This is a genomic window from Chloroflexota bacterium (assembly GCA_014360805.1).
In the GTDB taxonomy this organism is placed as follows: domain Bacteria; phylum Chloroflexota; class Anaerolineae; order DTLA01; family DTLA01; genus DTLA01.
Window position 1 is genome coordinate 1 of record JACIWU010000015.1, and the last position, 26,862, is coordinate 26,862.

At 66.6% G+C, this 26,862-nt stretch carries 22 protein-coding genes and 1 tRNA gene; 19 read left to right on the plus strand and 4 right to left on the minus strand.

What is annotated here, in order from left to right:
* Nucleotides 1-83 precede the first annotated feature (83 nt).
* The 7 genes from alaS (at nucleotide 84) to H5T65_04105 (ending at nucleotide 9,085) form a co-directional block, all read left to right on the plus strand.
* Nucleotides 84-2,804 (plus strand): alanine--tRNA ligase, encoded by a 2,721-nt coding sequence (alaS, locus tag H5T65_04075; protein MBC7258403.1) that lies wholly within the window; start codon nucleotides 84-86, stop codon nucleotides 2,802-2,804.
* An 18-nt stretch (nucleotides 2,805-2,822) separates the two neighbouring features.
* A complete protein-coding gene (locus H5T65_04080) occupies nucleotides 2,823-4,355 on the plus strand; it encodes a baseplate J/gp47 family protein (protein ID MBC7258404.1) in 1,533 nt (510 codons plus the stop codon).
* On the plus strand, nucleotides 4,352-4,771 hold the full coding sequence (gene ruvX, locus H5T65_04085; GenBank protein ID MBC7258405.1) for a Holliday junction resolvase RuvX: 420 nt from the start codon (nucleotides 4,352-4,354) through the stop codon (nucleotides 4,769-4,771). Before H5T65_04080 ends, ruvX begins: the two co-directional genes overlap by 4 nt.
* The gene (gene mltG, locus H5T65_04090; protein MBC7258406.1) at nucleotides 4,768-5,916 is read left to right on the plus strand and encodes an endolytic transglycosylase MltG; all 1,149 of its coding nucleotides are present in this window, start codon (nucleotides 4,768-4,770) and stop codon (nucleotides 5,914-5,916) included. The genes ruvX and mltG overlap by 4 nt, the downstream gene beginning before the upstream one ends.
* A gap of 129 nt (nucleotides 5,917-6,045) precedes the next feature.
* A complete protein-coding gene (locus tag H5T65_04095; protein ID MBC7258407.1) occupies nucleotides 6,046-7,074 on the plus strand; it encodes an ABC transporter substrate-binding protein in 1,029 nt (342 codons plus the stop codon).
* 93 nt (nucleotides 7,075-7,167) lie between these two features.
* Nucleotides 7,168-8,364, plus strand: a complete 1,197-nt coding sequence (locus tag H5T65_04100; GenBank protein ID MBC7258408.1) for a glycosyltransferase family 4 protein — start codon at nucleotides 7,168-7,170, stop codon at nucleotides 8,362-8,364.
* Nucleotides 8,365-8,407: 43 nt separating this feature from the next.
* Nucleotides 8,408-9,085, plus strand: coding sequence for a hypothetical protein (locus H5T65_04105; protein ID MBC7258409.1), 678 nt, complete (start codon nucleotides 8,408-8,410; stop codon nucleotides 9,083-9,085).
* A gap of 61 nt (nucleotides 9,086-9,146) precedes the next feature.
* Here the strand turns inward: H5T65_04105 and H5T65_04110 are convergent, their stop codons facing one another.
* A complete protein-coding gene (locus tag H5T65_04110) occupies nucleotides 9,147-10,466 on the minus strand; it encodes a pyrimidine-nucleoside phosphorylase (protein MBC7258410.1) in 1,320 nt (439 codons plus the stop codon).
* A gap of 161 nt (nucleotides 10,467-10,627) precedes the next feature.
* On the opposite strand from H5T65_04110, the gene H5T65_04115 reads away from it, so the two are divergent.
* On the plus strand, nucleotides 10,628-12,184 hold the full coding sequence (locus tag H5T65_04115) for a glycosyltransferase family 39 protein (GenBank protein ID MBC7258411.1): 1,557 nt from the start codon (nucleotides 10,628-10,630) through the stop codon (nucleotides 12,182-12,184).
* 233 nt (nucleotides 12,185-12,417) lie between these two features.
* Here the strand turns inward: H5T65_04115 and H5T65_04120 are convergent.
* Nucleotides 12,418-12,500: transfer RNA gene (locus H5T65_04120), tRNA-Leu, on the minus strand.
* 135 nt (nucleotides 12,501-12,635) lie between these two features.
* Between H5T65_04120 and H5T65_04125 the strand changes: the two genes are divergently transcribed.
* The 11 genes from H5T65_04125 to H5T65_04175 all read left to right on the plus strand — a co-directional run bounded on the left by H5T65_04125 (nucleotide 12,636) and on the right by H5T65_04175 (nucleotide 24,553).
* Nucleotides 12,636-13,547, plus strand: a complete 912-nt coding sequence (locus tag H5T65_04125) for a cation transporter (protein MBC7258412.1) — start codon at nucleotides 12,636-12,638, stop codon at nucleotides 13,545-13,547.
* Between the two features lie 13 nt (nucleotides 13,548-13,560).
* Nucleotides 13,561-13,968, plus strand: a complete 408-nt coding sequence (locus H5T65_04130) for a CoA-binding protein (GenBank protein ID MBC7258413.1) — start codon at nucleotides 13,561-13,563, stop codon at nucleotides 13,966-13,968.
* 357 nt (nucleotides 13,969-14,325) lie between these two features.
* Nucleotides 14,326-15,600 (plus strand): GTPase ObgE, encoded by a 1,275-nt coding sequence (gene obgE / locus H5T65_04135; protein MBC7258414.1) that lies wholly within the window; start codon nucleotides 14,326-14,328, stop codon nucleotides 15,598-15,600.
* 30 nt (nucleotides 15,601-15,630) lie between these two features.
* Entirely contained in the window at nucleotides 15,631-16,239 is a 609-nt protein-coding gene (locus tag H5T65_04140; protein ID MBC7258415.1) for a nicotinate-nucleotide adenylyltransferase, read from the plus strand.
* 106 nt (nucleotides 16,240-16,345) lie between these two features.
* Nucleotides 16,346-17,713 (plus strand): argininosuccinate lyase, encoded by a 1,368-nt coding sequence (gene argH, locus H5T65_04145; GenBank protein ID MBC7258416.1) that lies wholly within the window; start codon nucleotides 16,346-16,348, stop codon nucleotides 17,711-17,713.
* Nucleotides 17,714-18,030: 317 nt separating this feature from the next.
* Entirely contained in the window at nucleotides 18,031-18,570 is a 540-nt protein-coding gene (locus tag H5T65_04150) for a DUF2284 domain-containing protein (protein ID MBC7258417.1), read from the plus strand.
* 70 nt (nucleotides 18,571-18,640) lie between these two features.
* Nucleotides 18,641-19,048: a DUF2177 family protein gene (locus tag H5T65_04155; protein ID MBC7258418.1), complete on the plus strand. Its 408-nt coding sequence runs from the start codon at nucleotides 18,641-18,643 to the stop codon at nucleotides 19,046-19,048.
* Nucleotides 19,049-19,100: 52 nt separating this feature from the next.
* Nucleotides 19,101-20,084 carry a fructokinase gene (locus tag H5T65_04160; GenBank protein ID MBC7258419.1) on the plus strand — a complete coding sequence of 328 codons (984 nt, stop codon included), beginning with the start codon at nucleotides 19,101-19,103 and terminating at the stop codon, nucleotides 20,082-20,084.
* A gap of 851 nt (nucleotides 20,085-20,935) precedes the next feature.
* The gene (locus H5T65_04165; GenBank protein MBC7258420.1) at nucleotides 20,936-22,699 is read left to right on the plus strand and encodes a threonine--tRNA ligase; all 1,764 of its coding nucleotides are present in this window, start codon (nucleotides 20,936-20,938) and stop codon (nucleotides 22,697-22,699) included.
* 327 nt (nucleotides 22,700-23,026) lie between these two features.
* A complete protein-coding gene (locus tag H5T65_04170) occupies nucleotides 23,027-24,007 on the plus strand; it encodes a glycosyltransferase (protein MBC7258421.1) in 981 nt (326 codons plus the stop codon).
* A gap of 3 nt (nucleotides 24,008-24,010) precedes the next feature.
* Nucleotides 24,011-24,553 (plus strand): glycosyl-4,4'-diaponeurosporenoate acyltransferase, encoded by a 543-nt coding sequence (locus H5T65_04175; GenBank protein MBC7258422.1) that lies wholly within the window; start codon nucleotides 24,011-24,013, stop codon nucleotides 24,551-24,553.
* Between the two features lie 20 nt (nucleotides 24,554-24,573).
* Here H5T65_04175 and H5T65_04180 read toward each other — a convergent pair whose 3' ends face one another.
* Both H5T65_04180 and H5T65_04185 read right to left on the minus strand, forming a co-directional pair.
* On the minus strand, nucleotides 24,574-25,311 hold the full coding sequence (locus tag H5T65_04180; protein ID MBC7258423.1) for an epoxyqueuosine reductase: 738 nt from the start codon (nucleotides 25,309-25,311) through the stop codon (nucleotides 24,574-24,576).
* A gap of 26 nt (nucleotides 25,312-25,337) precedes the next feature.
* The gene (locus H5T65_04185) at nucleotides 25,338-26,711 is read right to left on the minus strand and encodes an FAD-binding protein (GenBank protein MBC7258424.1); all 1,374 of its coding nucleotides are present in this window, start codon (nucleotides 26,709-26,711) and stop codon (nucleotides 25,338-25,340) included.
* Nucleotides 26,712-26,862 lie beyond the last annotated feature (151 nt).

Consider the following 26,862-nt stretch of genomic DNA (forward strand, 5'->3'; position numbering starts at 1 on the left):
CTGTGCGTTTGACACTTGCCGACAGATGCTCTAGAATGCGGGGGAACCTGGAGGAGAGAAGGGATTTGGGGGGTATGAAGCGACTGACCAGTAAGGAGTTACGCGACGCTTTCCTGCAATTCTTCGCCGAGCGAGGGCATACCATCGTGCCCAGTTCGTCGTTGGTCCCGCACAATGACCCCACGCTGCTGTTCACCAACGCGGGCATGGTTCAGTTCAAGGATGTGTTCCTGGGCCTGGAGAAGCGCGAATACACCCGCGCCGCCACCGCCCAGAAGTGCATGAGGGTCAGCGGCAAGCACAACGACCTGGAGACCGTCGGGCCGTCGCCGAGGCACCACACGTTCTTTGAGATGCTGGGCAACTTCTCGTTCGGCGACTATTTCAAGCGCGAGGCCATCCAGTACGCCTGGGATTTCCTCACGGGGGTGCTGGAACTGGACCCCGATCGGCTGTGGCCCACCGTGTACGAGGAAGACGACGAGGCGTTTGACCTGTGGCACACCATGATCGGCATCCCGACCGAGAAGATCGCTCGCATGGGCAAGAAGACCAACTTCTGGATGATGGGCGACACGGGGCCGTGCGGGCCGAACTCGGAGATCCACTACGACCGCGGCAAGGAGTTCTGCACCTGCGGCGACCCCCATTGCCGCCCCGAACTGGACAATGGCTGCGACCGCTGGTGGGAACTGTGGAACCTGGTGTTCATGCAGTTCAACATGGACGAGAAGGGGCAGATGACGCGGTTGCCGCGTCCGGGCGTGGATACGGGCATGGGGTTTGAGCGGCTGATTTCGCTGTTGCAAGACGCCCCCAGCAACTATGACACCGACCTGTTTGTCCCCATTATTCGGCGGGTTCAGGAACTGCTGGGCCACTCGGACGAGGAGATGCGCAAGCGCATCGTGGGCTACCGCATCATCGCCGACCACGGGCGCGCGACCACGTTCCTTGTGGGCGATGGGGTGCGCCCTGGCAACGAGGGGCGCGGGTACGTGCTGCGGCTCATCCTGCGGCGGGCGGCCCGCCACGGGAAGATGCTGGGGTTCACCGAGCCGTTCCTCGGCGAAATCGCCAAGGTTGTCATAGACCAGATGAGCGACCCCTACACCGAACTCAGCCTGCGCCGCGAGTTCATCCTGAAGATCATCAATCAGGAGGAGGAGCGATTCCAGCAGACGCTGAGCACGGGGCTTGGGCTGCTGGAAGAGATGATGGAGAGCCTGCGGGCGGAGGGGAAGCGCGAGATTCCAGGGGAGCAGGCCTTCCGCCTGTACGACACCTACGGGTTCCCGCTGGATTTGACGCGGGAGGTGGCCGCCGAACAGGGGTTCACGGTGGACGTGCAGGGGTTCCAGCAGGCGCTGGAGGAGCAACGCGAACGGGCGCGCGCCGCGCAGCACTTCGGCCCGACGGGCGAGGAAGACCGCCTGGCGCGCTACCGGCAGATCATGGACAAACTCCAGGCTGAGGGCAAGTTGCCGGCCCAGGGCGTGGATCAACTCTGCTATGAGACCTACGAGGCCGACACGCGGTTGGTGGCCATCCTTCGCGACGGCGAACTCGCCGACAGCGCCCGAGAGGGCGAGGAGGTGGCCCTCATCTTGCCGCAGACGCCCTTCTACGCCGAGAAGGGCGGCCAGGTGGGAGACACGGGCATCATCGCAGGGTACGAGCGCGCGACGGACGCGCTCACGTGGGAGTTTGAGGTCGCCGAGCCGAGGGAGGTCCTCCCCGGCTTCATCGTGCACTTCGGCAAGATGACCTCGGGCACGGCCAGGGTGGGGGATGAGGTCTGGGCCGCGGTGGACTACGAGCGGCGGCAGGACATCGCCCGCAATCACACCGCGACGCATATCCTGCACAGCGAACTCCGCTACGTCCTGGGCGAGCACGTGCAGCAGGCCGGCTCTCTGGTTACGCCCGACTACCTGCGGTTTGACTTCACCCATTCGGCCATGCTGACCCAGGACGAGTTGGACGCCGTGGAGCAGTCGGTGAACGACGCCATTTTGGCGAACTACCCCGTCTCCGCCGAGGTGGAGCCGTACAAGGAAGCGGTGGCGAAAGGGGCCATCGCGCTGTTCGGCGAGAAGTACGGCGACCGCGTGCGTGTGGTGCGCATCGGCACAGGGGAGGAAGCCTTCAGCCAGGAGTTATGCGGCGGCACTCATGTGGCCTACACCGGCGAAATCGGCCTGTTCCTCATCCAGAGCGAGAGCAGCATCGGCGCGGGGTTGCGGCGCATCGTGGCCCTCACCGGACGGGCGGCCCAGCGCATGGCGTCGCAGCGAATACGGACGCTGAACGCCGCCGCCGCGTTCCTGGGCTGCAATCCCGAGGAAGTGGACCGCAAGGTGCTCAACCTGATGGAGCGGGTGCAGACGCTGGAGAAGACCCTGGAAGGGTGGAAACGGCTCCAGGCGCGGCAACAGTTTGAGACGTTGATTCGGCAGGCCGAGAAGGTGCGGGGCGTGCCCGTGTTGGGGGCGGTGGTGTCGGCCTCTGACGTGGACACCATGCGCGAGATGACCGACTGGTTCCGCGAGGCCAACCCTAGCGGCGTGGTGCTCCTGGGCGCGGTCATCAATGAGAAGCCGAGCCTGGTGGCGGCGGTTACGGAAGACCTGGTGAAGCGCGGGTTGAGCGCGGCAGCCCTGGTGCGCGACGCGGCTCGTCTGATTGAGGGCGGCGGAGGAGGCAAGCCCACGCTGGCCCAGGCTGGCGGGCGCGATGTCAGCCGTCTGGCCGAGGCGGTGCAAAGCGTGTCGGCCTGGGTGCGCGAGCACCTACCGGCCTAGGGGGTCGCGTTGGCCGCCATGGAGCAGATCATCTACCTGGAACCGACCGACGACGTGCCGGCGATTCGGGACCGCCTGGATTGGGCCGAGGCCAGGCGGGTTCTCCTCGTCGTCCCAAAAGGCCACACCGCGTTGCAGAACCCCGTGGGGTTGCGGCTTCTGGCGCGCCACGCCGCAGCGCGCGAGATGGAGGTCGTCTTGGTAACGCGCGACCGCGTCGTAGCAGCATTGGCCCGCGAGCAAGGCATCGCCGTGTCCCGCTCCGTGGAGCACGCGCAGCGCGTTCGGCGGGCCGGCGTGCCCCCTGTTGGCACCTTCACCCCGCCGCCGTCCGCCGCGACGCCCGCCGCTCGCGAACCGCGGCCCTTGCCCGCGGCCGTCGGTCAGGCGGGCCGATGGGGACAGATGGGCGTCGTCCTGGTGCTCATCGCCGTCGTAGGGTTGCTCCTGGTGGGGGTCGCGGTGGTGGTGATACCCTCGGCGGAGATTCACGCGCAACTGCCTGCGGTGCCGCTGGCCGAGTCGGTCCTCATCCAGGCCGACGCGAAACTGACGCAGATGCAGCCCATCACGGCGGCTGTGCCCGCGCGCGACATCCGCGTGGAGGTCAAGGACACCGAGCGGGTCCAGGTGTCGGGCCGCAAGGATGTGCCCGACGCCAAAGCCCAGGGCGAGGTCGTATTCTCCAACAAGACCAACAGCGAAGTGCTCCTCCCTGCCGGCGTTGTGTTGGCCACCTCTACCGGAATCATCGTGCGGTTCCAGACGGTGGAGACGGTTACCGTCCCCGCCGGCCAGGGGGCCAAGGCCGTGGCGAAGATTGAGGCGCTGGAGCCTGGACTGAGCGGCAACGTGCCAGCCTATGTCATCACCCGCATTGAGGACACCCCTGGCGCGCCGCCCGAGATCAGGGCGGCGGTCAACGTGGTGAACGAGAAGCCCACCAGCGGCGGGTCGGTGAGGAGCACGCCCGTCGTGAGCAACGAGGACAAAACCCGCGCCCGCGCCCAATTGCTCCAGCGCATCCAGCAGGAAGCCTACCTGATGCTTCGGGATGAATTGCAGGAGCAGGAGTTTTTGCTGCCCGAGACGATGGTCGCCATCCCCATCAGCGAGGTGTACGACAAATTCACCGACGAGCCTGCCGAAGAACTGACGCTGGACATGATCGTGGTGGTGAAGGCGCTGGCCATCAGCGGCAAGGACGCCAACGCCCTGGCGCTGGAGGCGCTGGAGCGCAAGGTTCCACAGGGCATGGCGCTGGTGCCGCGCACGCTTCAGTTCCGCCCGACCGAGGTGAAGGACGTGCAGGATGGGCGGGTTGTGTTCGTCATGGCGGCTTCGGGGGCGGCTGCGCCTGTGGTTGACGAGGCGAAAATCCTCAACGCCGTGCGCGGCAAGCCGGTCTCGTGGGTGGAGCAGTACCTGCAATCGGAGTTGGGCCTGGAATCGCCGCCCGACATTCGGCTGCGCAACGGGTGGCTGGAGCGCATGCCTCTGCTGTCCATGCGCATGACCCTGCGCACCGAACTGGCCGGAGAGTCGCCGTGATTGTGGTGGGGCTGGACGTGGGCCGCAGGCGCATTGGTGTGGCGGCGAGCGACCCGACGGGCTTCCTCGCCAGCGGCGTTCGGGTCATCCAGCGGGCCACGCTGGAACGCGACGTGGAGGCCGTGCGGAGCCTGGTGGAATCGCTTGGGGCTGCGCAGGTGGTCGTGGGCTATCCGCTGTCCATGTCGGGGGAGGCCGGCCCGCAGGCCGAGGAGACCGAGCGGTTTGTGGAGGCGCTGCGCCTTCGCACGTCGGTGCCGGTGATTCTGTGGGACGAACGCCTGTCCACCCTGGAGGCCGACCGCCGGATGCAGGAGGCGGGGGTGAGCGGGCGCGAGCGTCGCCAACGGGTGGATGTGGCGGCGGCCATTCTCATCCTCCAAAGTTATCTTGATTCCATTCGGGGGCAACGGTGAGGAAAGCCATTCGCGTTCTCATATTCCTGGTAGCGATTTTGGCGGTGCTGGCCCTGTTCGTCGGCGGGGGGTATTTCGTGTGGCAGCGCATGATGGCGGGGCCGAGCGTGGACGCGGGTGCGCTCCCCACGCCCGACGCGGGTGGCGTGGAGAAGCAACTCATCGGCCTGTACCTGCAGTTTCGCCAGGCCGATTTGGAGACGCCCGCAGACCCGCAGGGCAAGCCGCTACCCTTCACGGTGGAGCCTGGCGAGACGGCTGCGGACATTGCCGCGAAACTCCAGCAGGCGGGGCTGATTTCGGACGCGGACCTGTTCCGAATGCTGGTGCGGTACTACGACATGGCGAACCGCCTGGAGGCCGGCGAGTACGAACTGTCGCCCGCCATGACGATGGTGGAGATCGCCGAGCGACTCCAGCATGGCCGCCTGCGCGAGATGACGATCACGATCCCCGAAGGCTGGCGGCTGGAGCAGATCGCGACATACCTGGACGAGCAGGGCGTCGCGCCCCGCTCGGACTTCATCGCCCTGGCATCGCAGGAATGGCCCGAGTTCACGTTCCTGCGGGACCGGCCGGCGGGCGCATCGCTGGAAGGCTACCTGTTCCCCGACACCTACCGCATCGGCCCGTCGTTCGGCGCGCGCGAGGTGATCTCGCTGATGCTGGCCAACTTTGACCGCAGGGTTACGCCAGACCTGCGGGCGCGGGCGCAGGAGCAGAGGATGACGCTCCACGAGGTCCTGACCCTCGCGGCCATCGTGGAACGCGAGGCCGTGATCCCCGACGAGCGGCCCATCATCGCCGCGGTGTACCTGAATCGGCTGGAAGCCGGCATGTACCTGGGCGCCGATCCGACGGTGCAGTACGCCATGGGGTTCAATCCGAAGACCGGCCGCTGGTGGAATCCGCTCACGGCCGAGGACTACCAGTCGGTGGATTCGCCGTACAACACGTACACGCACCTGGGCCTGCCACCTGGCCCTATCTGCAACCCAGGGCTGGAAGCCATCCGCGCCGTGCTGTACCCGGCGAGCGTGGACTACCTGTACTTCGTGCGGAACGATGTGAAGGGCGACGGCTCCCACGTGTTCAGCCGCACGTTTGAGGAGCATCTGGAGAACCAGGCGAAGTATCGCCGATGACGCCGACGGGGGCGTGGCTCGGTGCGGTGGCGTTTTCTGCGGAACGTTTACATATCTTCACGCAAGCCTATAGACGGAGACGGCGAAACGGTGTATAATAGGCCAGGGTCTGGTGCTCTGAGGGCGGTAGTGCGCTGCGCGGCGCTGGCCGTCGTCGCAGGTCTGGTCGCATGCCGTGGCGCAGCGCCCATCCCTCGCGTCGTCAAGGTGGGCCTTGTCGGCTCGTTTGAGGGACTGTACCGCAGTTACGGGTACGAGACCCTGCATGCGACGAAGGTGGCCCTGGCCGAGTGGAATGAGCGGGGCGGCGTCGGGGGCCATCCGGTGGAACTGGTGGCGCTGGACGATTCTGGCAATCCCGAGCAGGCGCGACGACAACCGGCAGAGTTGGCCGCCGACCCCGACATCCTCGGCACAGTGGGACATACGCTGGCGCACACCACAGAAGCCGCGCTGAGCGAATACACGCGCGCGGGCTTGCCGCTGGTGTCGCCGACGGCGTGGACGGGTATCCCGCGAGCCGGGTGGGTCTTTTTCGTAGGGACGTCGTACTTGCACGAAGCCCTCGCTGCGGCGCAGGCTACCGGCGCAACGCTCGGAGCGCGGTTGGCCGTCATCGGCGGCGACGAGGAGTGGATCACGTTGAGCGCGTGGTGGGCGATGCTGCTCACGCCGGGCGAAGCGGCTCCCGCCGACGCGCAGGCGATCGTGCTGGCGGGGCCGCCCGACCGCGCCGCGGAGTGGGCGCAGGCCTACACGGGCGCGGGCATCCCGCTGGTGGGCACGAGCGACCTGGCCGGAGATGTGTTCCCGGCGCTGGCAGGCGACGCCGCCGCGGGGACCTGGATCGCGCGGGTGGCGGTTCGGGCGAGCGCCGCCGAGTGGGAGCGTTTCCGCCAGCGGTACGCGGCGCTGGCCGGCGCGGAGCCGGGGCCGAGGGCGGCCATCGGATACGACGCGGCGAATGTGCTCCTGGCCGCCATGGACCGGGCGGCCCGTTCCGGAGACCTGACCCGCGCGGGCGTGGCCCGTGCGCTGCGCGATACAGGCTGGCAGGGGCTGACGGGGCCTATTGCGTTTCAGGCTAATGGCACTCGCGCGCAGGTGGATGTGGAGGTTGTGAGGCTTTCGCCGCCGGGGATTGGTAACCGCGAATAGACGCGAATCTACGCGAATCTGCGCGAATGAGGGGGTGGGTAGGACTCTGCACCTATTTCCAGGAACGGTTTGCGTGACGGCAGGAACAACGACATGCGGGTTCTGATGTTTTCGTGGGAATACCCGCCGCACGTGGTGGGCGGCCTGGGCAAACATGTGATGGAACTGGCCCCGGCCCTGGCAGAGCAGGGCGCCGAGGTGCATATCGTTACGCCCGCGTGGATGGGCGGCGCCCCCGAGGAGCACGCGGGCAACCTGCACGTGTACCGCGTGCCGCCGCCCGAAGGCCCCTTTGACGACGTGCACGACTCGGCCGAGCGGACCAACGTGCGCCTGGGGGATGTGGCCGAGGATTTGTTCGGCAAAGTTGGCGGGTTTGATATCGTGCACGCCCACGACTGGCTTGTGGCCTTCGCGGGGGAACGGCTCAAGCATGCCCACAAGATTCCGCTCCTCGCCACCCTTCACGCGACGGAGATGGGGAGGAATCACGGGCATCTGTACAACGATCTGCAGCAGTCCATCCACAGCGTGGAGTGGTGGCTGACCTACGAGGCGTGGCGCGTCATCTGTTGCAGCCAGTACATGGCATGGGAAGTGCAGTCGTACTTTCACGTGCCCGCCGACAAGATTGACGTGATTCCCAACGGCGTGGACACCTCGCCGTTTGAATGCTGGCGGGGCGTGGATTTGTCGGACTTTCGCAGGGGGTTCGCGCTGCCCCATGAGAAGATCGTCTTCTACGTGGGCCGCATCGTGTACGAGAAGGGCGTTCACGTGCTGCTGGAAGCGGTGCCGCGGGTGCTACAGGCGTTCCCCGACGCGAAATTCGTCATCGCGGGCACGGGGGGCATGCTGGGCGACCTGCGGCACAGGGCGCAGGAGCGCGGCCTGGGCAGCAAGGTGCTGTTCACCGGCTTCATCTCGGACCAGGACCGCAACAAACTGCTGACCCTGGCGGACTGTGTGGTATTCCCCAGTTTGTACGAGCCGTTCGGCATCGTGGCGCTGGAGGCGATGGCTGCCCGCGCGCCGGTCGTCGTGTCCGCGGTGGGTGGGCTGGCCGAGGTGGTGAAGCACGCCGAAACGGGCATCACCGTCTATCCCGGCAACGCGGAATCGCTCGCATGGGGTATTCTCCACACGTTGCAGGAACCCGCGTGGGCGCAGCAGCGGGCCGAGGCGGCGTATCGCATGGTAATCGAGCAGTACAACTGGCGACACATCGCCGACCGAACCCTGGGTGTGTACGAGAGGGTTGTGCAGGAGCGGGCGCACGCGGATTGGTAGCGCAGGCCCGCGCCCACACCCATGGCGTGGAGGGAATGGAATCGTGATTGAGGAACAGGAACAGCCGAAACTGGCGTTGACACAGGATCAGATTGCGCTGTTGGCCAAACGGGTGCGACAACTGCACGGCGAGGCCGGGGCGGAATGCGCTTTCCTGTCGGATCGGGATGGCAACATCCTGGCCCGCGCGGGCATGACGGTGGGGTTTGACCTGGAGACCCTGGCCCTGTTCGTGGGCAAGTGGTTCGCCGCCGCGGCGGAGATCGGCTGGTATCTGGGCGACAGCGCCGCCTTTGACCTGAACTACCACGATGGCGTCTGGTACGACTTGTACGCGGCCAACATCGGCAAGTATCTGTTCCTCACGCTCATCTTCTCCAAGACGGCCCAGACCGGCAAGATCGGCATGGTCTGGGTGCTCACGCGGCGGGCGGTGAGCGAACTGCTGAAGGTGGTGGAGTCGGCAGTCGCCGCGCCCAAGAGCACCGAGCCGCCCGCGCCGGTGCCGGCTCCTGTGAGCGAACCCGCGCCGGCCCGGGCCGAACCGGCCCCGTCGTCGGCTCCCGCGCCGGCGCTGGACGAGTGGGAGCGGGAACTGTGGCGCGCCGCCGAGGAGTCGGGCAGCGAGGTGTTCAGCGGCCTGACGTTTGAGCAGGCGCGGCAGTTGGGCCTGATCGGCGCCGAATGGAACGGGGAGCCGCCCGGCCGCAACGGGAAGTAGGCGCTACGGGTAACCGCGAATCCACGCGGATCTCCGCGAACATGTGCATTCGCGCCGCGTGCTATTGCACATCCGTGTCGCGCAGGATGCGGTGGATGAGCGGGAGAGGCTCGGGTGGGGCGTCGCCGATGCGAATCGCGCCGCGCAGGCGCAGTTGGGCCTCCCGCAGCCTGTCGGCGGAGTTGGCGTGTACCGTCAGCAGTTCCTCGCCCTGCTTGACATAATCTCCAACCTTGTGCCGCAGCACAATCCCCACGGCGTAGTCCACCGGGTCGCCCTTCTTCTGCCGCCCTGCGCCGAGCAGCGCAGCCGTAAGCCCCACCTCGCGGGCGTCAATGGCGGTTACGTACCCCGACGCGGGCGCCAGGAGTGGCTGCACGATGCTGGCCCTGGGGAGGCGGTCGGGTTCGTCCACGTAGGCGGTGTCGCCGCCCTGGGCCGCTACCATCTCCTTGAGTTTCGCCAGCCCCGCGCCCGAACGAATCTGGTGCAGGAGCAAGTCGCGGGCTTCCTGCTCGGTCGCCGCGCGGCCGGCCAGCAGCACCATCTGGCCCGCGATGGTCAGGCAATGCTGGAGGAAGTCCGCAGGGCCGCGCCCGTTCAGCGTGTCTATCGCTTCCCTAACCTCCACGGCGTTGCCCACGGCCAGGCCAAGGGGCTGGTTCATGTCCGACAGGACGGCGGTAACCCGGCGGCCCAGGCTGCGCCCGATGCGCACCATCATCTGCGCCAGTTCCAGCGCGCGCTCCTCGGTCTCCATGAAGGCCCCGCGCCCCACCTTCACGTCCAACACGATGCCGTTGGCGCCCGACGCGATCTTCTTGCTCATGATGGACGCGGCGATGAGGGGGATGGAGTCCACGGTGGCGGTAACATCGCGCAGGGCGTAGAGTTTGCCGTCGGCGGGGGCCAGGTCCTTGGACTGGCCCGAGACGACGATGCCGTGCTCGCGCACCTGGGCCAGGAACTCCTCGGTGGTGAGGTCGGCGCGGAACCCCGGGATGGATTCCAGTTTGTCCAGCGTGCCGCCGGTGAAGCCCAGCGCGCGGCCGCTCATCTTGGCGACGGGCAGGCCGCAGGCGGCCACGATGGGGGCCACGACGAGGGTGGTCTTGTCGCCCACGCCGCCGCTGGAGTGCTTGTCCACGACGAACGGCGCGATGCCGCTCAGGTCCAGGCGGTCGCCGGAGTTCACGATGGCCAGGGTGAGGTCGGCGGTCTCCTGGTAGGACATGCCGCGCAGGAAGACGGCCATGAGCCAGGCGGCCACCTGATAGTCGGGGATGTCGCCGCGCACGAAGCCCTGCACGAAGTCGTGGATTTCGTCGCGGGTCAGCGTCTGCCCGTCGCGCTTCTTGGCGATCACGTCTATGGCGTTCATACGCACCCTCGCGTGTGAGATGTCGCATTGCGACTGCTTCATCGGCGATATCCGCCGCTTCGGGTTTGCCCCAAAAGGGGCGTCGGCTATGTTACCATAACGGGCCGCTGGTGGCAAAACGTTTGATTTGTTGGCGATGTCGTGCTAGACTGTGGGGCGCGATGAAAAACCGCACGTCTGCCGTTCTGTTTGCGATCACGCTCGTGTACTTCGCCACGCAACTCCTGACCTTCCGACTGGGCATCATCCCGGCGGACGAGGGGTTCGCGGCGATTACGCCGCTGCGCCTGCTCCAGGGCGAACGGCCCTATCTGGACTTCTGGTGGCTGTACGGCCCGACGGGGCTATTCCTCAACGCGGGCCTGTATCGGATCTTCGGGGTGAGTCTCCTCACGTTGCGGCTGGCGGGGGTGGTGGCGGGGTACGCGGCGCTGCTCCTGTGCTGGCGACTGGCGCGACGACTGACAACGCCGGTCGGGGCGGGCATCGCCGCCACCCTGGCGCTAGCCCTGTACCGCCTGCCCACCTACAACTACAATCACATGTACGCGGCTGTGGTGGGCCTGCTGGCGCTGGAGGCCGCCTGCAAAGCATGCGAGACGCGGCGCGTGGCTTGGTGGGCCGCCAGCGGCGCGCTCATCGGCCTGCTGTGCTCGTTCAAGTTCAACGTTGGGGTGCAGGCGGGGGCGGCCGTGGCGCTGTTTCTGCTCGTGGCTCGCGCCGAGGCGGGGCGACGGGCTTGGCGCGCGGGCCTGTGGTTCTTCGGCGCGGGATTCGCGGTGCTGGCGGCGCAGAACCTTGCGCTGCTGGCGTGGCTCGGATGGGACGCTCTGCCGGCCATCTATGGCCCGCAGTTCGCCGTGGCGGGCGAGAAGATGACCTCCTGGGCGTTGTGGCGCAATCTCGCGGCGGCAGTGCCCCGCACGCTGTCGCGGGAGGGGCTGCGGCAGGCGTACTACCTGGCGCTGTTCGCGCTGCCTGTGGTCATCGCGCCCGTGGCGTGGCTTGCGGCGCGGGGAGTCGGGCCTGCTGCGCGGAACGCCCTGCGGCTGCTGGCGTTGTACTCGCCTGCGGTGTACGTGCAGGCGTTTATCGTCGGCGACCCCACCGGCTCCACGGGCGACAACGCGGCGCTGCTCATCACGGCCTTGCTGTTGCTGGCCTGCCTGCTGTACCGCTGGGCGACGACGAGGCGGCGCGCTCCGGCCCGCACCCTGGCATGGGGCGTCGTCGCGGTGGCGTTGCTGGCGGTCTACGGCGGCGCGCTGGTGCGCTACGCGACGCCGGGCAAGTTTGACTGCGCGCTGACGCTGGAGCGGGCGCGGGGAGTCCGCGTGAGCCAGGCATATGCCACGAATCTGGAGGACGCGGTGCGGTTCGTTCAGTCGCACGTTCCCGAAAGCGAAGGCATCGGGGCGGTGCCCTGGGCGGGCGATTTGCTCGCGTTTCTGTCGGGGCGGCGACTGGCGGTTCGCACGAGCGACGAGTTCCTGGGCGCGCCTGTGGCTGGGCGCCCCGAATGGGTGATCCTCACCAACGCCCCCGACCCGCAGGCCGACTACGCCCTGTTGCTGGCGGCTCTGGACGCCGACTACCGACTCGCGGCGCAGTTTGGCGATTTTGCGCCCGTGGACGATGCGGAGCGGCGCACCAACCCTAGGTGGGAAGACCGCCTGGCGTATCGGGTGTACAGGAAGATGGCCCGGGAAGCGCCGTAGTCGCGTTGGCGAGAGCCGCCCTCTGGAGTCCAGGAACGGGGCAAGTTTCTGTCGGTAGAACGTCAGCGTTCGGGGCGAAACGTTGGCGGCTTCGCGGTCTAGTAAGAAGGTTTCCAGGGCCAGGATATGGTCGGGTTTGTGCAGAATCCGCAGCGTACTCTTGACGGCGTTCGGGCCTTGCATAGCGGCAACCCCCTACATGTAGTGGGATATTGCCGCGCGCCTACTACGAGTAGGGCGGGTGGGAGTTGAACCCACATGGGCTCGCGCCCAGCGGATTTTAAGTCCGCAGCGTCTGCCGTTCCGCCACCGCCCCGACGGGCCTATTGTCAACGGATTTGCCGGTTTGTCAAGATGCCACCAACTTGACACCTTCGCCAAATCGGAGTATGCAAGATTATCACATTGCACAGGGATGACCATGCACGATCACGACCACAGTCATGAAATCTTGGGAAGGCGATTTGTTATCGCCCTGGGCATCACGTCGCTGATCCTCGTCGCCGAGGTCGTCGGCGGGATTCTGTCCAACAGCCTGGCGCTGCTCTCGGACGCGGGGCATGTGTTCCTGGACGCGTTCGCGCTCGCGTTGAGTTATGCGGCGTTGCGTATCGCCGAGTTGCCCGCCGACGAGCATCACACCTTCGGCTTTCACCGCGCCAAGGTGCTGGCGGCGCTGGCCAATAGTTTGTTGCTCTTCGCGATGGTCTTCTTCATCGCGCGCGAGGCGTGGGAGCGCTGGCTCAACCCGCGGGCGGTGAATTCGGGGCTGATGCTGGGCGTGGCGGCGGTCGGCCTGGTGGCCAACTTGCTCGTGGCGCGCGTGCTCCACGCTCATGACAAGGACGACCTGAACACGCGCAGTGCCTTCTGGCACGTGCTGGGCGACGCGCTCGCTTCGGTGGGCGTCATCGCGGGCGCCATCCTCATCGCCCTCACCGGTTGGTACGTGGTGGACCCTATCCTCAGCGTGCTTATCTCGCTGCTCATCCTGGGCGGAGCGTGGCGCATCTTCCGCGAGTCGGTGCATATCCTGGTGGAGGGCAGCCCCGCGGGGATCAGCGCGCGGGCGGTCGCGGCGGCCATCGGGGCCGTGCCCGGCGTGCGCAACGTCCACGACCTGCACATCTGGAGCGTGGGGCCGGGGTACACGTCCCTCAGCGCCCACGTGGTGCTGGAGGATCAGGCGCTGGCGGCGACCCAGACGGTGATGGATGCCATCAAGCAGCGCCTGCAGAGCGAATTCGCCATTGAGCATACCACCGTGCAGTTTGAGTGCAACCATTGTGGCCAGTGCGTGGACGCATTTGAAGGGGGCGTCTGTTATCCGGCGACGGCCCCTGCCAATGACAGGCAACCCTAGGACAGGAGGCGCGATGGAGACCGAACTGGAGGCGTTGATTCGGGAGTTCACCGGCCTGCGCGTGTGGGCGGTCGTGGGGGCATCCACGAACCCCGCGAAATACGGCCATCGGATCTTTCGCGACTTGCGCGCGGCGGGCTACAGGGTATACGGGGTGAACCCGGGCGGCGGCGAGATTGACGGCGAGGCGCTGTATCCCAGCCTGGCCGCGCTGCCCGAAAAGCCCCAGGTTGTGGACCTCGTCGTGCCGCCGCAGGTTACCGAGCAGGTGGTGCAAGAGTGCGCAGCCCTGGGGTTGACGCGCGTCTGGATGCAGCCCGGGTCCGAGTCCGAGGCCGCCATCCGCTACTGCCAGGAGCACGGGATACGGGTTGTCCACGACGCCTGCGCCATGGTGCGCAAGCGCGTGTGGGAGGACTGATGCCCCTCACCCTCTCCCCGCAAGCGGGGCGAGGGTATGCCCGCGGCGGCTATGGAAAGCCGCCCTACCTGTCGCCCCCAACCGTAGGTCGGGTTTCCGCACCCGGCCCTGCTCGCGGCGGCTATGGAAAGCCGCCCTACGTGCCGCCCCCAACCGTAGGTCGGGTTTCCATACCCGACCCTGCTCGCGGCGGCGGCTATGGAAAGCCGCCCTACCTGTCGCCCCCAACCGTAGGTCGGGTTTCCATACCCGACCCCTCACCCTCCCCTCGCCCCGCAAGCGGGGCGAGGGTAGGATGCGGTCGCGGGCAGGGCGCGCATACTTGACACCTTGTGCTTCTGACGGTATCCTTGGCACATGACCGAAAAAGGCGTCTTCTTTGACGAGGCGAAAATCTACGTGCGCGGCGGCGACGGGGGCAACGGGTGCGTCTCGTTCCGCCGCGAAAAGTTTGTCCCGTTTGGCGGCCCCAACGGCGGCAACGGGGGCAAGGGTGGCGACGTGTACCTGGTGGCCAGCGCCCACCTCAACACGCTAATCCAGTTTCAGCGCAAGATTCACTTCAAGGCCGAGCGCGGCGAGCATGGCCGCGGCAAGGATCAGTTCGGCAAATCGGGCGCAGACCTGTTCATCCAGGTCCCCACCGGCACCGTGGTCTTTGACGCGGAGACGGGCGAACTCATCGCCGACCTGACGGAGGACGGGCAGAAGGCGCTGGTGGCGCGGGGCGGGCGCGGCGGGCGCGGGAATGCGTCCTTCGCCACGCCCACCAATCAGGCGCCGCGCATCGCCGAGAAGGGCGAGCCTGGCCAGGAGCGCTGGCTGCGACTGGAGTTGCGCCTCATCGCCGATGTGGGCATCGTGGGCGCGCCCAACGCCGGCAAGTCCACGCTGCTGGCGGCGGTGAGCGCGGCCCGCCCCAAGATCGCCGATTATCCCTTCACCACGCTGATTCCCAACCTGGGCGTGGTGGAAGTGGACGGCGCGACCTTCGTGATGGCCGACATTCCGGGTCTCATTGAGGGCGCGCACCAGGGGGCCGGCCTGGGCGACAAGTTCCTGCGCCACGTCCGCCGCACGCGCCTGCTGGTGCATCTGCTGGACGGGGCCGCGCCCGACCCGCTGGCGGATTTCGCGGCCATCAACCGCGAACTGGAACTGTTCTCCCCCGACCTGGCCCGAAAGCCTCAGATTGTGGCGCTGAACAAGATGGATTTGCCCGAGGCGCAGGAGAAGTGGCCCCGCGTGGCCAGGGCGCTGAAGCGGCAGGGGTACGACGCGCTGGCCATCTCGGCGGCCACAGGCGAGGGCGTGCAGGCCCTGCTGCGCCAGGTGGCGGCGATGCTCCGCGAGTTGCCCCGCGAGCCCGCGCTTGCGCCGGAGCAAAGGGTCTTCCGTCCCAAGCCCGATGAGAACGCCTTTGAGATCGTGCGCGAGGGCGCGCACTGGCGCGTGAAGGGCATCAAAGTGGAGCGGGCCGCCGCGATGACCAACTGGGACCTGGACGAGGCCGTGTTCCGCTTCCAACGGTTGCTGGACGGCATGGGCATCACGGAGGCTCTGCGCGAAGCGGGCGTTGGGCCTGGGGATACGGTCGTCATCGGCGACGCGATGCTGGAGTGGCATGATTGAGCCGCCGCATCGGCACACAGGGAGGCATTCATGCGACTGGGCGTGTTCGGCGGGACCTTTGACCCTGTACACTACGGCCATCTCGTCGCCGCCGAGGAAGTGCGCTATCGGCTGCGTCTGGACAAGGTACTGTTCGTGCCGGCAGGCATGCCGCCCCACAAATTGGACCACGACATCACGCCGACGCGCCATCGCGTGGCCATGCTGGAACTGGCCATCGCGTCCAACCCGGGGTTCGCCCTGTCGCGGGTGGACATTGACCGCCACGGCCCGTGCTACACGGTGGACACGCTGGCGCTCCTGCATGAGGAATACGGGCCGGGGACCGAGTTGTTCTTCCTGATGGGCATGGACTCGCTGGCCGAAATTCTGACGTGGAAGGACCCGGAGCGGCTCATCCGCCTGGCGCAGATTGTGGTGGTGGGCCGGCCGGGGTTCCAGGCCGATGTGGACGAACTGGACAAGGTGCTGCCCGGGGCGGCGGAACGCATCTCCATCGTGGACACACCGCTCATGGAGGTCTCGTCCAGCGACATCCGCCAGCGCGTGCGCGAGGGCGCGCCGATTCGCTACCAGGTGCCTGAGACGGTGGAGGCGTACATTCGCGCGCATCGGCTGTACGTCGGCGACGCGCTGTAGAATTCACCGCACCGCGGAGACGCGGAGTGCCCAGAGATTCATCCCGACGGCTCTGCGCTCTCGGCGACCTCTGCGGTGAGAGACATCTTCGTGCGAGGAGTAGGCTATGCTCTGGGGTGGGCGATTCTCCGGCAAGCCGGATGAGACCATGCGGCGATTCGGCGATTCCATCGCCTTTGACGCGCGACTGTACGCCGCCGACATCCGGGGCAGCATCGCATGGGCGGGGGCGCTGGCGCGGGCAGGCCTGCTCACCGGCGAGGAGCGCGACCGACTTGTGGCCGGCCTGGAGCAGGTGCGCGCCGAATTTGACGCGGGCACGTTTGAACTCAAGCCCGGCGACGAGGATATCCACACCGCCGTGGAGCGGCGACTGGGCGAACTGGTTGGGCCGGTGGCCGGCAAACTGCACACGGGCCGCTCGCGGAACGACCAGGTGGCCACCGACCTGCGCCTGTACCTGCTGGACAGGGCGGCGGCCCTGGGCCAGGCTCTGGCGGCTCTCCAGGCGGCCCTTGTGGACAAGGCCGAGGCGCACCTGGACGTCCTCATGCCTGGCTATACCCACATGCAGCAGGCGCAGCCGGTTCTGTTCAGCCACTATCTGATGTCTTTCTTCTGGAGATTCCAGCGCGACCGCGAGCGGCTGGCGGACGTGGCGCGCAGAACGGCCGTCCTTCCCCTGGGGTGCGGGGCCATCGCGGGGACCCCTTTCGCCATTGACCGCGAGGCGCTGGCCGCGGATTTGGGCTTCGCCGCTGTGGCCGAGAACAGCATGGATGCCGTCGCGGACCGGGATTTTGTCGCGGAGTTCTTGGCGTGGGCCGCGCTCGTTCAGGTTCACCTGAGCACCCTGTCCGAGGATCTCATCCTCTGGGCCGGGCGTGAGTTCGGGTTCGTAACTCTGGACGACGCCTACTCCACCGGCTCCAGCCTGATGCCGCAGAAGAAGAACCCCGACCCGCTGGAACTCATGCGCGGCAAGGCGGGGCGCATCATCGGCCATCTGGCCGGCCTGCTGACCACGCTCAAGGGGCTGCCGTCGGGCTACAACAAGGATTTGCAGGAGGACAAGGAGCCGCTCTTTGACGCGGTGGATACGCTGACGCTGGAATTGCCCATGGCGGCGGGGATCATCCGCACGCTCAAGGTGAACGCGGAGCGAATGTGGGCCGCGCTGGACGACGGGATGCTGGCCACCGACCTGGCCGACTACCTGGTGCGGCGCGGCGTGCCGTTCCGCGAGAGCCATCACCTGGTGGGCCAGGCGGTCAGGCGGGCCGAGGCGCTGGGCGTGGCGCTGGGGCAGATGCCGCTCGCCGAGTATCGGGCGATTCATCCCGCGTTCGGCGAGGACCTGTACGCCGTGTTTGACTTCGCGCGGTCGGTTCGGATGCGGCAGGCGCGGGGCGGCACGGCGCCCGACGCGGTGCGGGAGCAGATTCGGCTGGCCAGGTCGCGGCTCGGGCTGTGAGGGCTTTGGGAGGTCTTCTGTTGGTGAACCCGTCAATAACGCAAATCCACACGGATTGATGCGGTAGCGTAGTGCCAGCAGACCTATCGGGAGGTCGCACGTTCGGTTGGCGCTGCTCTCTCGGCGGTCATCGTAGGGCAAATTGCCAATTTGCCCTACTTCTAGCGCGTTCCCTGTTCCGACAGGCCGATGTGAGCGTTCTACTGGAGTAGCGAAATTGATGTGATCGGCGCTGCGGTTCCGGCCCGTGGAGAAAGTGGGCAAGTAGGCCGCGCGCTGTTGAGGTTCTACTTGGATTCTACCGGGAGCAGATGCCTATGGCCGATCGCGCACAATTGGAAGCCCAATTCCACAAGCACGGGCTCCACGATTTTCGCTGGATTGACCCGGCGGAGATCGTCGTAGCCGAGTGGGTTCGGATGAAATGCGCCTACGGGTGCGACAGTTTTGGACGCCGCGCCTCCTGTCCGCCGAATCTGCCATCGGTCGCCGAGTGCCGCCAGTTCATCCGCGAGTATACGATGGCCGCCGTGTTTCATTTCGCGAAGGCCGTGGACAAGCCAGAGGACAGGTGGCCGTGGGGGCGGGAGGTCGGTCGCGTGCTCATGGGCCTGGAGCGCGCCGTGTTCCTCGCGGGGTATCCTAAGGCGTTCCTGCTGCTCGCGACGCCATGCTCGTTATGCGGGACCTGCGCCAGCGTCCGCGCCGAGTGCAAGCACCCGAAACTCGCCCGCCCCACGCCGGAAGGCATGGCCATAGATGTGTTTACCACGGTGCACAAGATCGGCCTTCCCATTGAGGTCCTCTCGGACTACACCCAGACGATGAATCGGTACGCGTTTCTGTTCGTGGAGTAGCCGGCAAGCGCTCGGACACGCATCGCGCAAACAATCGCGCCAATCAACAACTCACCAGGGAGAAAAGACGATGACGTTCGCAAACTACGTGGAACTATACCTCTTGACGTTCGTTGCGTTCCTGGCCATTGACGGCGTGTGGCTGGGGGTGGTGGCGCGTAACCTGTACAGTAAGTACCTAGGCTACCTGATGACCCCGAAGACGGTATGGCCCGCGGCGATTCTGTTCTATCTACTGTACGTCGTGGGCGTGCTCGTCTTTGCGGTGCTGCCCGGGCTGGAGGCTGAGTCGTTGGGCAGGGCGGCGCTGCTGGGAGCGCTCCTGGGCCTCATCGCCTACGCGACCTACGACCTGACCAACCTGGCGACGGTCAAGGATTGGCCTGTGCTGATCACCGTCATAGACCTGGCCTGGGGCACGGTGCTGACGGCTGCCGTCTCGGCCATCGGCTACCTCATCGGGCGGTGGGTGGGGTAGAGACCGTGCGCACTGCCCACACCCGTCGCCCGATCCTCAAGGGTGATAGCCCATGCCCGATGTGATCACCCTGGGCGAGATCCTGGTGGATTTCGTCGCGACCGTGTCGGGGGTGTCTCTGGAAGATGCTCCCGCCTTCAAGAAGGCGCCGGGCGGCGCGCCGGCCAACGTCGCGGCGGCGCTGGTCCGGTTGGGGGTGTCGGCTGGGTTCATGGGCAAGGTGGGCGACGACCCCTTTGGCCGCTTCCTCGTGCGCACGCTTCGCGCCCTCGGCGTGGACACGACGGCCGTGCGCTGGTGCGGCGTGGACACGACGGCCGTGCGCTGGTGCGGCGAGGCGCGCACGGCCCTCGCGTTTGTCTCGCTGCGCGCCGACGGCGAGCGCGACTTCATGTTCTACCGCCACCCCAGCGCCGACATGCTCTACAGTCCCGACGAAGTGGATCGCGCCTACATTCGCGGCGCGAAGGTGTTCCACTTCGGCTCCATCAGCCTCATCGGCGAGCCGTCGCGCAGCGCGACGCTTCTCGCGGCGCAAACGGCCCGAGACGCCGGCCTGGTGGTCTCCTACGATCCCAACCTGCGGCTGACCCTGTGGCCCAGCGCCGACGCGGCGAGGGAAGGAATCCTACAGGGTTGGCGTCTGGCGCATGTGGTCAAGGTCAGCGAGGAGGAACGAACGTTCCTGGGCGGCGAAGGAGCCGAGGCCGCGCGGCACCTGTGGCACGAAGGCTTGCGCCTGTTGGTGATTACGCGCGGGCGGGCGGGGTGCTCATACGTAACCCCCGCTACGCGCGGCGATGTTCCGGGCTTCTCGGTGCGCACCGTGGATACGACCGGCGCGGGCGATGGCTTTGTCGCGGGGATGCTGAAGGGCCTGTTGCAGACGCCGCACGCATGGGATGACGAGGCGCGCCTGCGGGAGGTGCTCCGCTACGCCAACGCCGTCGGCGCGCTGGCAACCACCCGTCGCGGGGCCATTCCGGCTATGCCCACGCCGAGGCAGGTGGAGCGACTCATGGGAGGCCGCCGGTGATTCCGGGCTTGGCCCGGTGTCATTGCGCCGGCGGCGCGGGGCTGAACCCCCGCGCTGAAGGAACGAAGCCCCTTTGGGGCTGGTCCCAGCCCGCAGGGCTTTGCACGTTCAGCCCGAGGCTTCGGCCTCGGGCGGGGCGGGCGGGCCACCGCTGCGCGGGGCTGAACCCCCGCGCTGAAGGAACGAAGCCCCTTCGGGGCTGGTCCCAGCCCGCAGGGCTTTGCGCGTTTAGCCCGAGGCTTCAGACTCGGGCGGCGTGGCGCAGGCCCCCCAACCCTATTCGCACGGATTCGCGCGATTCGTGATTGCAACTGCATCAACTGGCAAGTGGCCGCATAAGTTGGAAAGTCCCCTCGCGTGGATCCAACGTGCGACGCACCTCCGAGGTGCGTCGCACGTTCCCCATTCGCGTGGATTCGCGCGATTCGCAGTTACAATCCTGCCCGACTCTGATTCTTGACACAATCCCCAACCCGTGGTACACTTTTTGCACTGGAATAGACTAGAGGCGATGACCAGGACGAGTACCCGGATGCCGGGCGTCAGGGAGAGGGGGTCGCTGACTGGAAGCCCCCTTCGCTACGGGCCGAGGGAAAACCCCCTGCGAGCCGGCGCCTGAACGCGATGCCGCAAGTAAGGCCGCCCGGGAAGCCCCGTTATCGGCGCAATGAGATGGGAGCGTGCGCTCTCAACCTTGGGTGGAACCGCGAGACGACCCCTCGCCCCTTGGGCGTGGGGTTTTTGTTTGGTTGCAAGCCGTCAGCCCTCGGCGATCAGGCGTCACCACAGCCGGGGCTGAAGGCTGATTGCTGACTGCTGACTGCTAGAGGCTGAAAGCGAGGAGGAGAGAGATGGAAGACGAGCACATGGACGAGCACAGCGAACTGGATCGGATGCGCCATTCGGCATCGCACGTCATGGCCCAGGCCGTGATGGACCTGATTCCGGGCGCGAAACTGGCCATCGGCCCCGCCATTGAGGATGGCTTCTACTACGATTTTGACCTGCCCAGGCCGCTGACCCCGGAGGACCTGGAGCAGATTGAGGCGCGCATGCGCGAGGCCATCCGCGCCGATTATCCCTTCGTGCGCCGCGTGGTCAGCCGCAGCGAGGCCGAGGCCATGTTCGCCGACCAGCCGTACAAACTGGAGATCATCCGCGAATTGCCCGAAGACGCGGTCATCTCCACCTACACCCACGACGGGTTCACGGACCTGTGCGCGGGGCCGCACGTGGCCAGCACCGGCCAGATCAACCCCGATGGGGTCAAACTGCTGAGCGTGGCGGGGGCCTACTGGCGCGGCGACGAGAAGCGCCCCATGCTCCAGCGCATCTACGGCACGGCCTGGCCGACCAAAGAGGAGTTGGATGCCTATCTGGCCAAACTGGCCGAGATTGAGCGGCGCGATCATCGCAAACTGGGCAAGCAACTGGATCTGTACAGTTTCCATGAGATCGGCGGGGCAGGTTTGGCCTACTGGCACCCCAAGGGTGCGCGCATCCGCAGCATCATTGAGCAGTTCTGGCGCGAGGAGCACTTCCGCCGCGGCTACGAAATCCTGTACACGCCCCACATCGGGCGCGTGGACCTGTGGAAGATCAGCGGCCACTGGGATTTCTACCGCGAAAACATGTACTCGCCCATGGACATTGAGGGCCAGGAGTACCTACTCAAGCCGATGAACTGCCCCTTCGCCGTGCTCATCTACAAGACGCAGACGCGATCGTACCGCGACCTGCCGTTGCGCTGGGGCGAGTTGGGCACGGTGTACCGCTACGAACGGTCGGGCGTGCTGCACGGGATGCTGCGCGTGCGTGGGTTCACCCAGGACGATGCGCACATCTTCTGCCGCCCGGACCAACTGGAGGACGAGATCGTCGGCGTGATCAACCTGGCCCAGTTCATGCTCAAGACGTTCGGCTACGACGAGTATGTGGTTGAACTCTCGGTGCGCGACCCGCAGAACAAGGCCAAGTACGTTGGCTCGGACGAGAACTGGGTTCTGGCCGAGCAGGCGCTGCTGCGCGCGCTGGAGCGCGAGAGGCTGGAGTTCACGCGGATGGAGGGCGAGGCCAAGTTCTACGGGCCGGCCATTGACATCAAGATGAAGGATGCCCTGGGCCGCGCTTGGCAGGGGCCGACCATCCAGGTGGACTTCAACTTCCCGGAGCGGTTTGACCTGACCTACGTGGGCGAGGACGGCCAGCCGCACCGTCCCGTCATGGTGCACCGCACGGTGCTCGGCTCCATGGAGCGGTTCGTGGCGGGTCTGGTGGAGCAGTATGCGGGGGCGTTCCCGGTATGGCTTGCGCCGGTGCAGGCGGTGCTCATCCCCATCGCCGACCGCCACAACGCCTACGCGCGCGACGTGGCGCAGCGCCTCAAGGATGCCGGCTACCGCGTCGTTGTGGACGACTCCAGCGAGCGGATGAACGCCAAGATTCGCAAGGCGCAGTTGGACAAGGTGCCCTACATGCTCATCATCGGTGACCGCGAGATGGAAGCAGGCGCGGTGGCCGTCCGCAAGCGCACGGGCGAGGACCTGAAGGCGAAGCCGCTGGACGAGTTCATGGCGATGATCGCCGAGGACGTGCGGAGCAAGGCGATCTGGTAGGGCGGGGCTTGCGGGAATCCATGTGCGACATTGCGGATGCTCTCGTACCCCATGCAACCTATGTAGCAGGCATCGCGCAGCGGGTTTGCATTTCCTTGCGCGGGCTGCCGGGGCCTGCCCTGGTGAAGCGGACGCTCCAACCTGTGGCTGTGGTTTCCACCCCCTTCAGAGAGATACGCAGTGAGTGACGGCGTCCTTGACATTCGGATCGTCATAGAGGCAATTCCCTGTCTCATTGGTGTGCTCCTCTTGTGGAAGGTGATGTTCCCCACCTCGGGGGACGCCCAAGCAAAAGCAAGGACGAATCCGCCGACGGTTTCAGTAGTCGTGCCGACAAGGAACGAGGAGGAGCGGATAGGGCCGCTGTTGGAGTCCCTGCGGCGCCAGACGGTGAGGCCGCACCAGGTGATCGTCGTGGACGATGAGTCTTCCGACGACACTCGCGACTTGGCACAAAGAGCGGGCGCAGTGGTCATCGCAGGCAAGCCGCTGCCGGAGGGATGGCTTGGCAAGACCTGGGCGTGCTGGCAAGGCGCGCAGGCAAGCACGGGGGATGTGTTGCTGTTCTTGGATGCCGACACATGGCTGGAACCCGATGGGATTGCGCGGCTGTTGGACCTGTACGAAGGGCAAGGATTGCTGACGCTGCAGCCATACCATGTAACGGAGGAGGCCTACGAACAGATGTCGGCCTTCTTCAATCTGATTACCATGGCATCGGTGGGGGCTTTCACGCCGTTGGGCAACCGTATCAGGCCGGGCGGAGCCTTCGGCCCTTGTGCGCTCTGCAGCAGGGAATCGTACTTTCGGGTGGGAGGACACCGGACGGTTCGTGGGCAAGTGTTGGAGCACGTCCATCTTGCGAAAGAGTTTCTGCGGCACGGGCTGCCGGTGCGATGCTACGCGGGGCGGGGCATAATCTCGTTCCGAATGTATAGCCAGGGATGGCAGCAACTTGTGGAGGGGTGGAGCAAGAGCATGGGCTACGGCGCATTCTCTGTGAACCCCGTTTTCTCCATCCTGGCAGCGGTGTGGATCTCAGGTTGCTTTGGCGCGTTGTCCACGCTGCTGAGGTCGCTCTGGTCGGTGTCGCCCATGTGGGTTGGGCCGGTCGTGTACGCACTGTATGCTGCGACGACTTGGCGGATGCTGAAGGGCATCGGCCGGTTCAAGGGGTGGGCCTCGGTTCTGTTCCCTCTTCCGTTGGCCTTCTTCGCGCTCGTCGTGGCCCGCTCGCTAGTCCTGACCTACCTTGTCCGCCGCGTTGCATGGAGAGGGCGCGTGATTCGCACAAGCGGAAGGAGATGACCCTTGCCAGTGATTGATTTGCCGATAGGATGGACAGTTGTCCTGGACAGCATCGCTTGGGCAATCCTTCAGCCTTCCATCGCGTACCTGGCGATTCGGCTGCCGGATTCCGTACTCGGCGCCGACCAGTGGCTTTATCGCACGCGGGCATGGGAGCGCGGCGGAAGCATCTATGAGAAACTGTTCCGCGTCAAGGCGTGGAAGTCCTGGCTCCCGTCGGGAGGGCCCGTATTTCGCGGCGGGTTCTCCATGCGGCGCATCGTCTCGCACGATACGGAGTATCTGCGGCGATGGGTGAAGGAAACGTGTCGCGCTGAATTGACGCACTACATCGCGCTCGCCTCGTCGGTGCTGTTCTTCCTGTGGAATCCCCTGTGGCTGGCGCTTGTCATGGTGCTTTACGCTGTGATTACCAACGTGCCGTGCATCATCGTCCAGCGGTACAATCGGCCGTATTTTGTGCGGCTGCTGTCCGTCCGAGACAGTTCCGCTGACCAGCCGGTTCTGGCTGGCGCAGGCCCGATGAGGGCCGCTAGACCGCATTAGTGTCTGACGCGGCGCCGACTTCAGCCTTCGCCTTGCGCCCCGCTGCATGTGGCGTGGACGTATCGCTGCGTCCACGGGCAGGCGGCGATGCACGCGCCGCAGATGCCGATGCTCGGCTCCGCGCCGATGGCCGGGGCGAATTGCCGCGTCGTGCGGTAGCAGGCGTCGGGGTCCACCAGCGCCTCGCGGGGGAGTCCCGCGCGCCACAGCCCACCCGCGATGGCCCCGCCCGGGCACGCCTCCACGCAGGCCGTGCACGCCCCGCAGCGGCTGGCGTCCACGGGCGCGGCGGGGTTCAGCGGCGCGTCGGTGAGCACGGTGATGAGCCGCACCGCCGAGCCGTAGCGTTCGGTGATGAGGAGCGCGCAGCGGCCGATCCAGCCCAGGCCGGCGCGGGTGGCGACGGTCTTGTGGGGCAGGGGCGTGTCGTAGTGGCCGAACTCCACGCCTGCCACGGTGGCCGCGCCGAACGCCGCCCGGAATCCGCGGGCGCGCAGGGCGTCGGCAGCCGCCTGCGCCAGGTTGCCCAGGAGCGCGTTCGCCCGATGGTACTCCTGCAGGTAGGCGCGGGTGGGGCCGTGGCGGATTCCGGCCACGACAGCGGGGTCCAGCGCGACCGCGATGGACACGGCACGGGGGAATCCCTTCCGGGCCTCCGGGGGAATCTCGGCGAGGTCGGCGAATCCCACCAGCGCCGCGCCACGGCGAAGGAGCAGTCCTTCCAGTTCTACGCCCAGCGCGCGATCTTCCGCCGTCATGGTGTGGGACACGCGAATGTCCGCGCTCAATCCAGAAAGATCTTCCCCGGATTGAGGATGCCGTTGGGGTCAAACAGGCGCTTGATCTCGCGCATGACGGCCACCGCAGGCCCGTGCTCCAGTTCCAGGAACTCGCGCTTGCCCAGCCCGATGCCGTGCTCGCCGGTGCACGTCCCGCCCACCTCCACCGCCCAGCGGATGAGTTCGGCGTGGACCTGGTGGGCGCGCTCCGGCTCGCCGGGGACGTCGCGGCGGGCGATGGTGTCGGTGTGCACGTTGCCGTCGCCCGCGTGGCCGAAGGTGCACACGCGGATGCCGTACTTCTCGCCCAGCGCGTGGGCCTGGGCCACAGCGTCGGAGTATTTGGAGATGGGCACGACGATGTCGCCGATGGTAACGACGCAGTCGCGGTTCAGTTCCTTGACGGCCATGTGGGCCTGGCTGCGCGCCTGCCAGACCTGCTCGCGCTCTTCGGCAGTGGTGGCGGGCCGATACAGGGTGCACCCGCACTCGGCGGCGATCTCCTTCACTGTTTCCACGTCCTCGCGCACGCTGGCGGGCGTGCCGTGGAACTCCATGACCAGCATGGGCGATTCGGGCAGGTCCAGGTGGCAGTAGCGGTTGGCGAAGGCGACGGTCTCGGCGTCCATGAGTTCCATAGCACCGGGGACGATGCCCGCGGCGATGATCTGCGACGCGGCGCGGGCGGCGTCCTGCACCGTGGGGAACACGGCCAGCGCGGCGGACTTTTCGGGGATGGCGCGGAGTTTCAGCGTAACCTCGGTGATGATGCCCAGGGTGCCCTCGCTGCCCACGAACAGCCGCACCAGGTCGTACCCGCTGGCGGTCTTGGCGGTCTGCGAGCCGATCTTCAGGATGCGCCCGTCGGCCAGCACGACGCGGAGTTGCAGCACGTAGTCGCGGGTAACGCCGTAGCGGAAGGCGTGCATCCCGCCGGAGCCGTTGTTGACCATCCCGCCGATGGTGGCCACGTCGTGGCTGGCGGGCGCGGGCGGGTACATGAGGCCGTAGCGGGCCAGTTGCCGGTTCAGTTCGTCGTACACGATGCCCGGCTGCACGACACAGAGCATGTCCTCGGGGCGCACTTCCAGGATCTTCGTCCAGCGGTAGAAGCACAGCACGATGCCGCCGAACACGGGGATGGGGTTGCCGTCCAGCGACGACCCGCCGGAGCGGGCGGTTACGGGGATGCGGTGCTGGTTGGCGTAGGCCAGGATGCGGCTGATCTGTGCCTCGTTTTCGGGCCAGACGACGTAGTCGGGCAGGTGGGGCGGGTGGTGCGACTCGTCCAGCGAGTGGGCCTCGCGGTCGGCCTGGGTTACCGAGACGTTGTCGGCGCCCACGACGGAGCGCAGGAATTCCAGCGTCGGATCGGACATGGCGAACCTCCTGTACGGGTATGCGTCCACGAATCCCGCAACTGGGACGAATGCATGGGGGATTGTAGCACGGGGCGCGGCGCGAGGCAAGGGGGAGGGGGAGGCGCTGCCAGCCCCGCGGCGCGCCGCATTTGTCCTGCGCCCCCACCTC

Coding starts and splice junctions, on each gene's coding strand:
- H5T65_04150 (MBC7258417.1), top strand. CDS start 18,031: ATGGCCGATCGCGCACAATTGGAAGCCCAATTCCACAAGCACGGGCTC.
- H5T65_04115 (MBC7258411.1), top strand. CDS start 10,628: ATGAAAAACCGCACGTCTGCCGTTCTGTTTGCGATCACGCTCGTGTAC.
- H5T65_04155 (MBC7258418.1), top strand. CDS start 18,641: ATGACGTTCGCAAACTACGTGGAACTATACCTCTTGACGTTCGTTGCG.
- H5T65_04140 (MBC7258415.1), top strand. CDS start 15,631: ATGCGACTGGGCGTGTTCGGCGGGACCTTTGACCCTGTACACTACGGC.
- obgE (MBC7258414.1), top strand. CDS start 14,326: ATGACCGAAAAAGGCGTCTTCTTTGACGAGGCGAAAATCTACGTGCGC.
- H5T65_04165 (MBC7258420.1), top strand. CDS start 20,936: ATGGAAGACGAGCACATGGACGAGCACAGCGAACTGGATCGGATGCGC.
- H5T65_04160 (MBC7258419.1), top strand. CDS start 19,101: ATGCCCGATGTGATCACCCTGGGCGAGATCCTGGTGGATTTCGTCGCG.
- H5T65_04180 (MBC7258423.1), bottom strand. CDS start 25,311: ATGACGGCGGAAGATCGCGCGCTGGGCGTAGAACTGGAAGGACTGCTC.
- argH (MBC7258416.1), top strand. CDS start 16,346: ATGCTCTGGGGTGGGCGATTCTCCGGCAAGCCGGATGAGACCATGCGG.
- H5T65_04080 (MBC7258404.1), top strand. CDS start 2,823: ATGGAGCAGATCATCTACCTGGAACCGACCGACGACGTGCCGGCGATT.
- H5T65_04110 (MBC7258410.1), bottom strand. CDS start 10,466: ATGAACGCCATAGACGTGATCGCCAAGAAGCGCGACGGGCAGACGCTG.
- H5T65_04185 (MBC7258424.1), bottom strand. CDS start 26,711: ATGTCCGATCCGACGCTGGAATTCCTGCGCTCCGTCGTGGGCGCCGAC.
- H5T65_04100 (MBC7258408.1), top strand. CDS start 7,168: ATGCGGGTTCTGATGTTTTCGTGGGAATACCCGCCGCACGTGGTGGGC.
- H5T65_04130 (MBC7258413.1), top strand. CDS start 13,561: ATGGAGACCGAACTGGAGGCGTTGATTCGGGAGTTCACCGGCCTGCGC.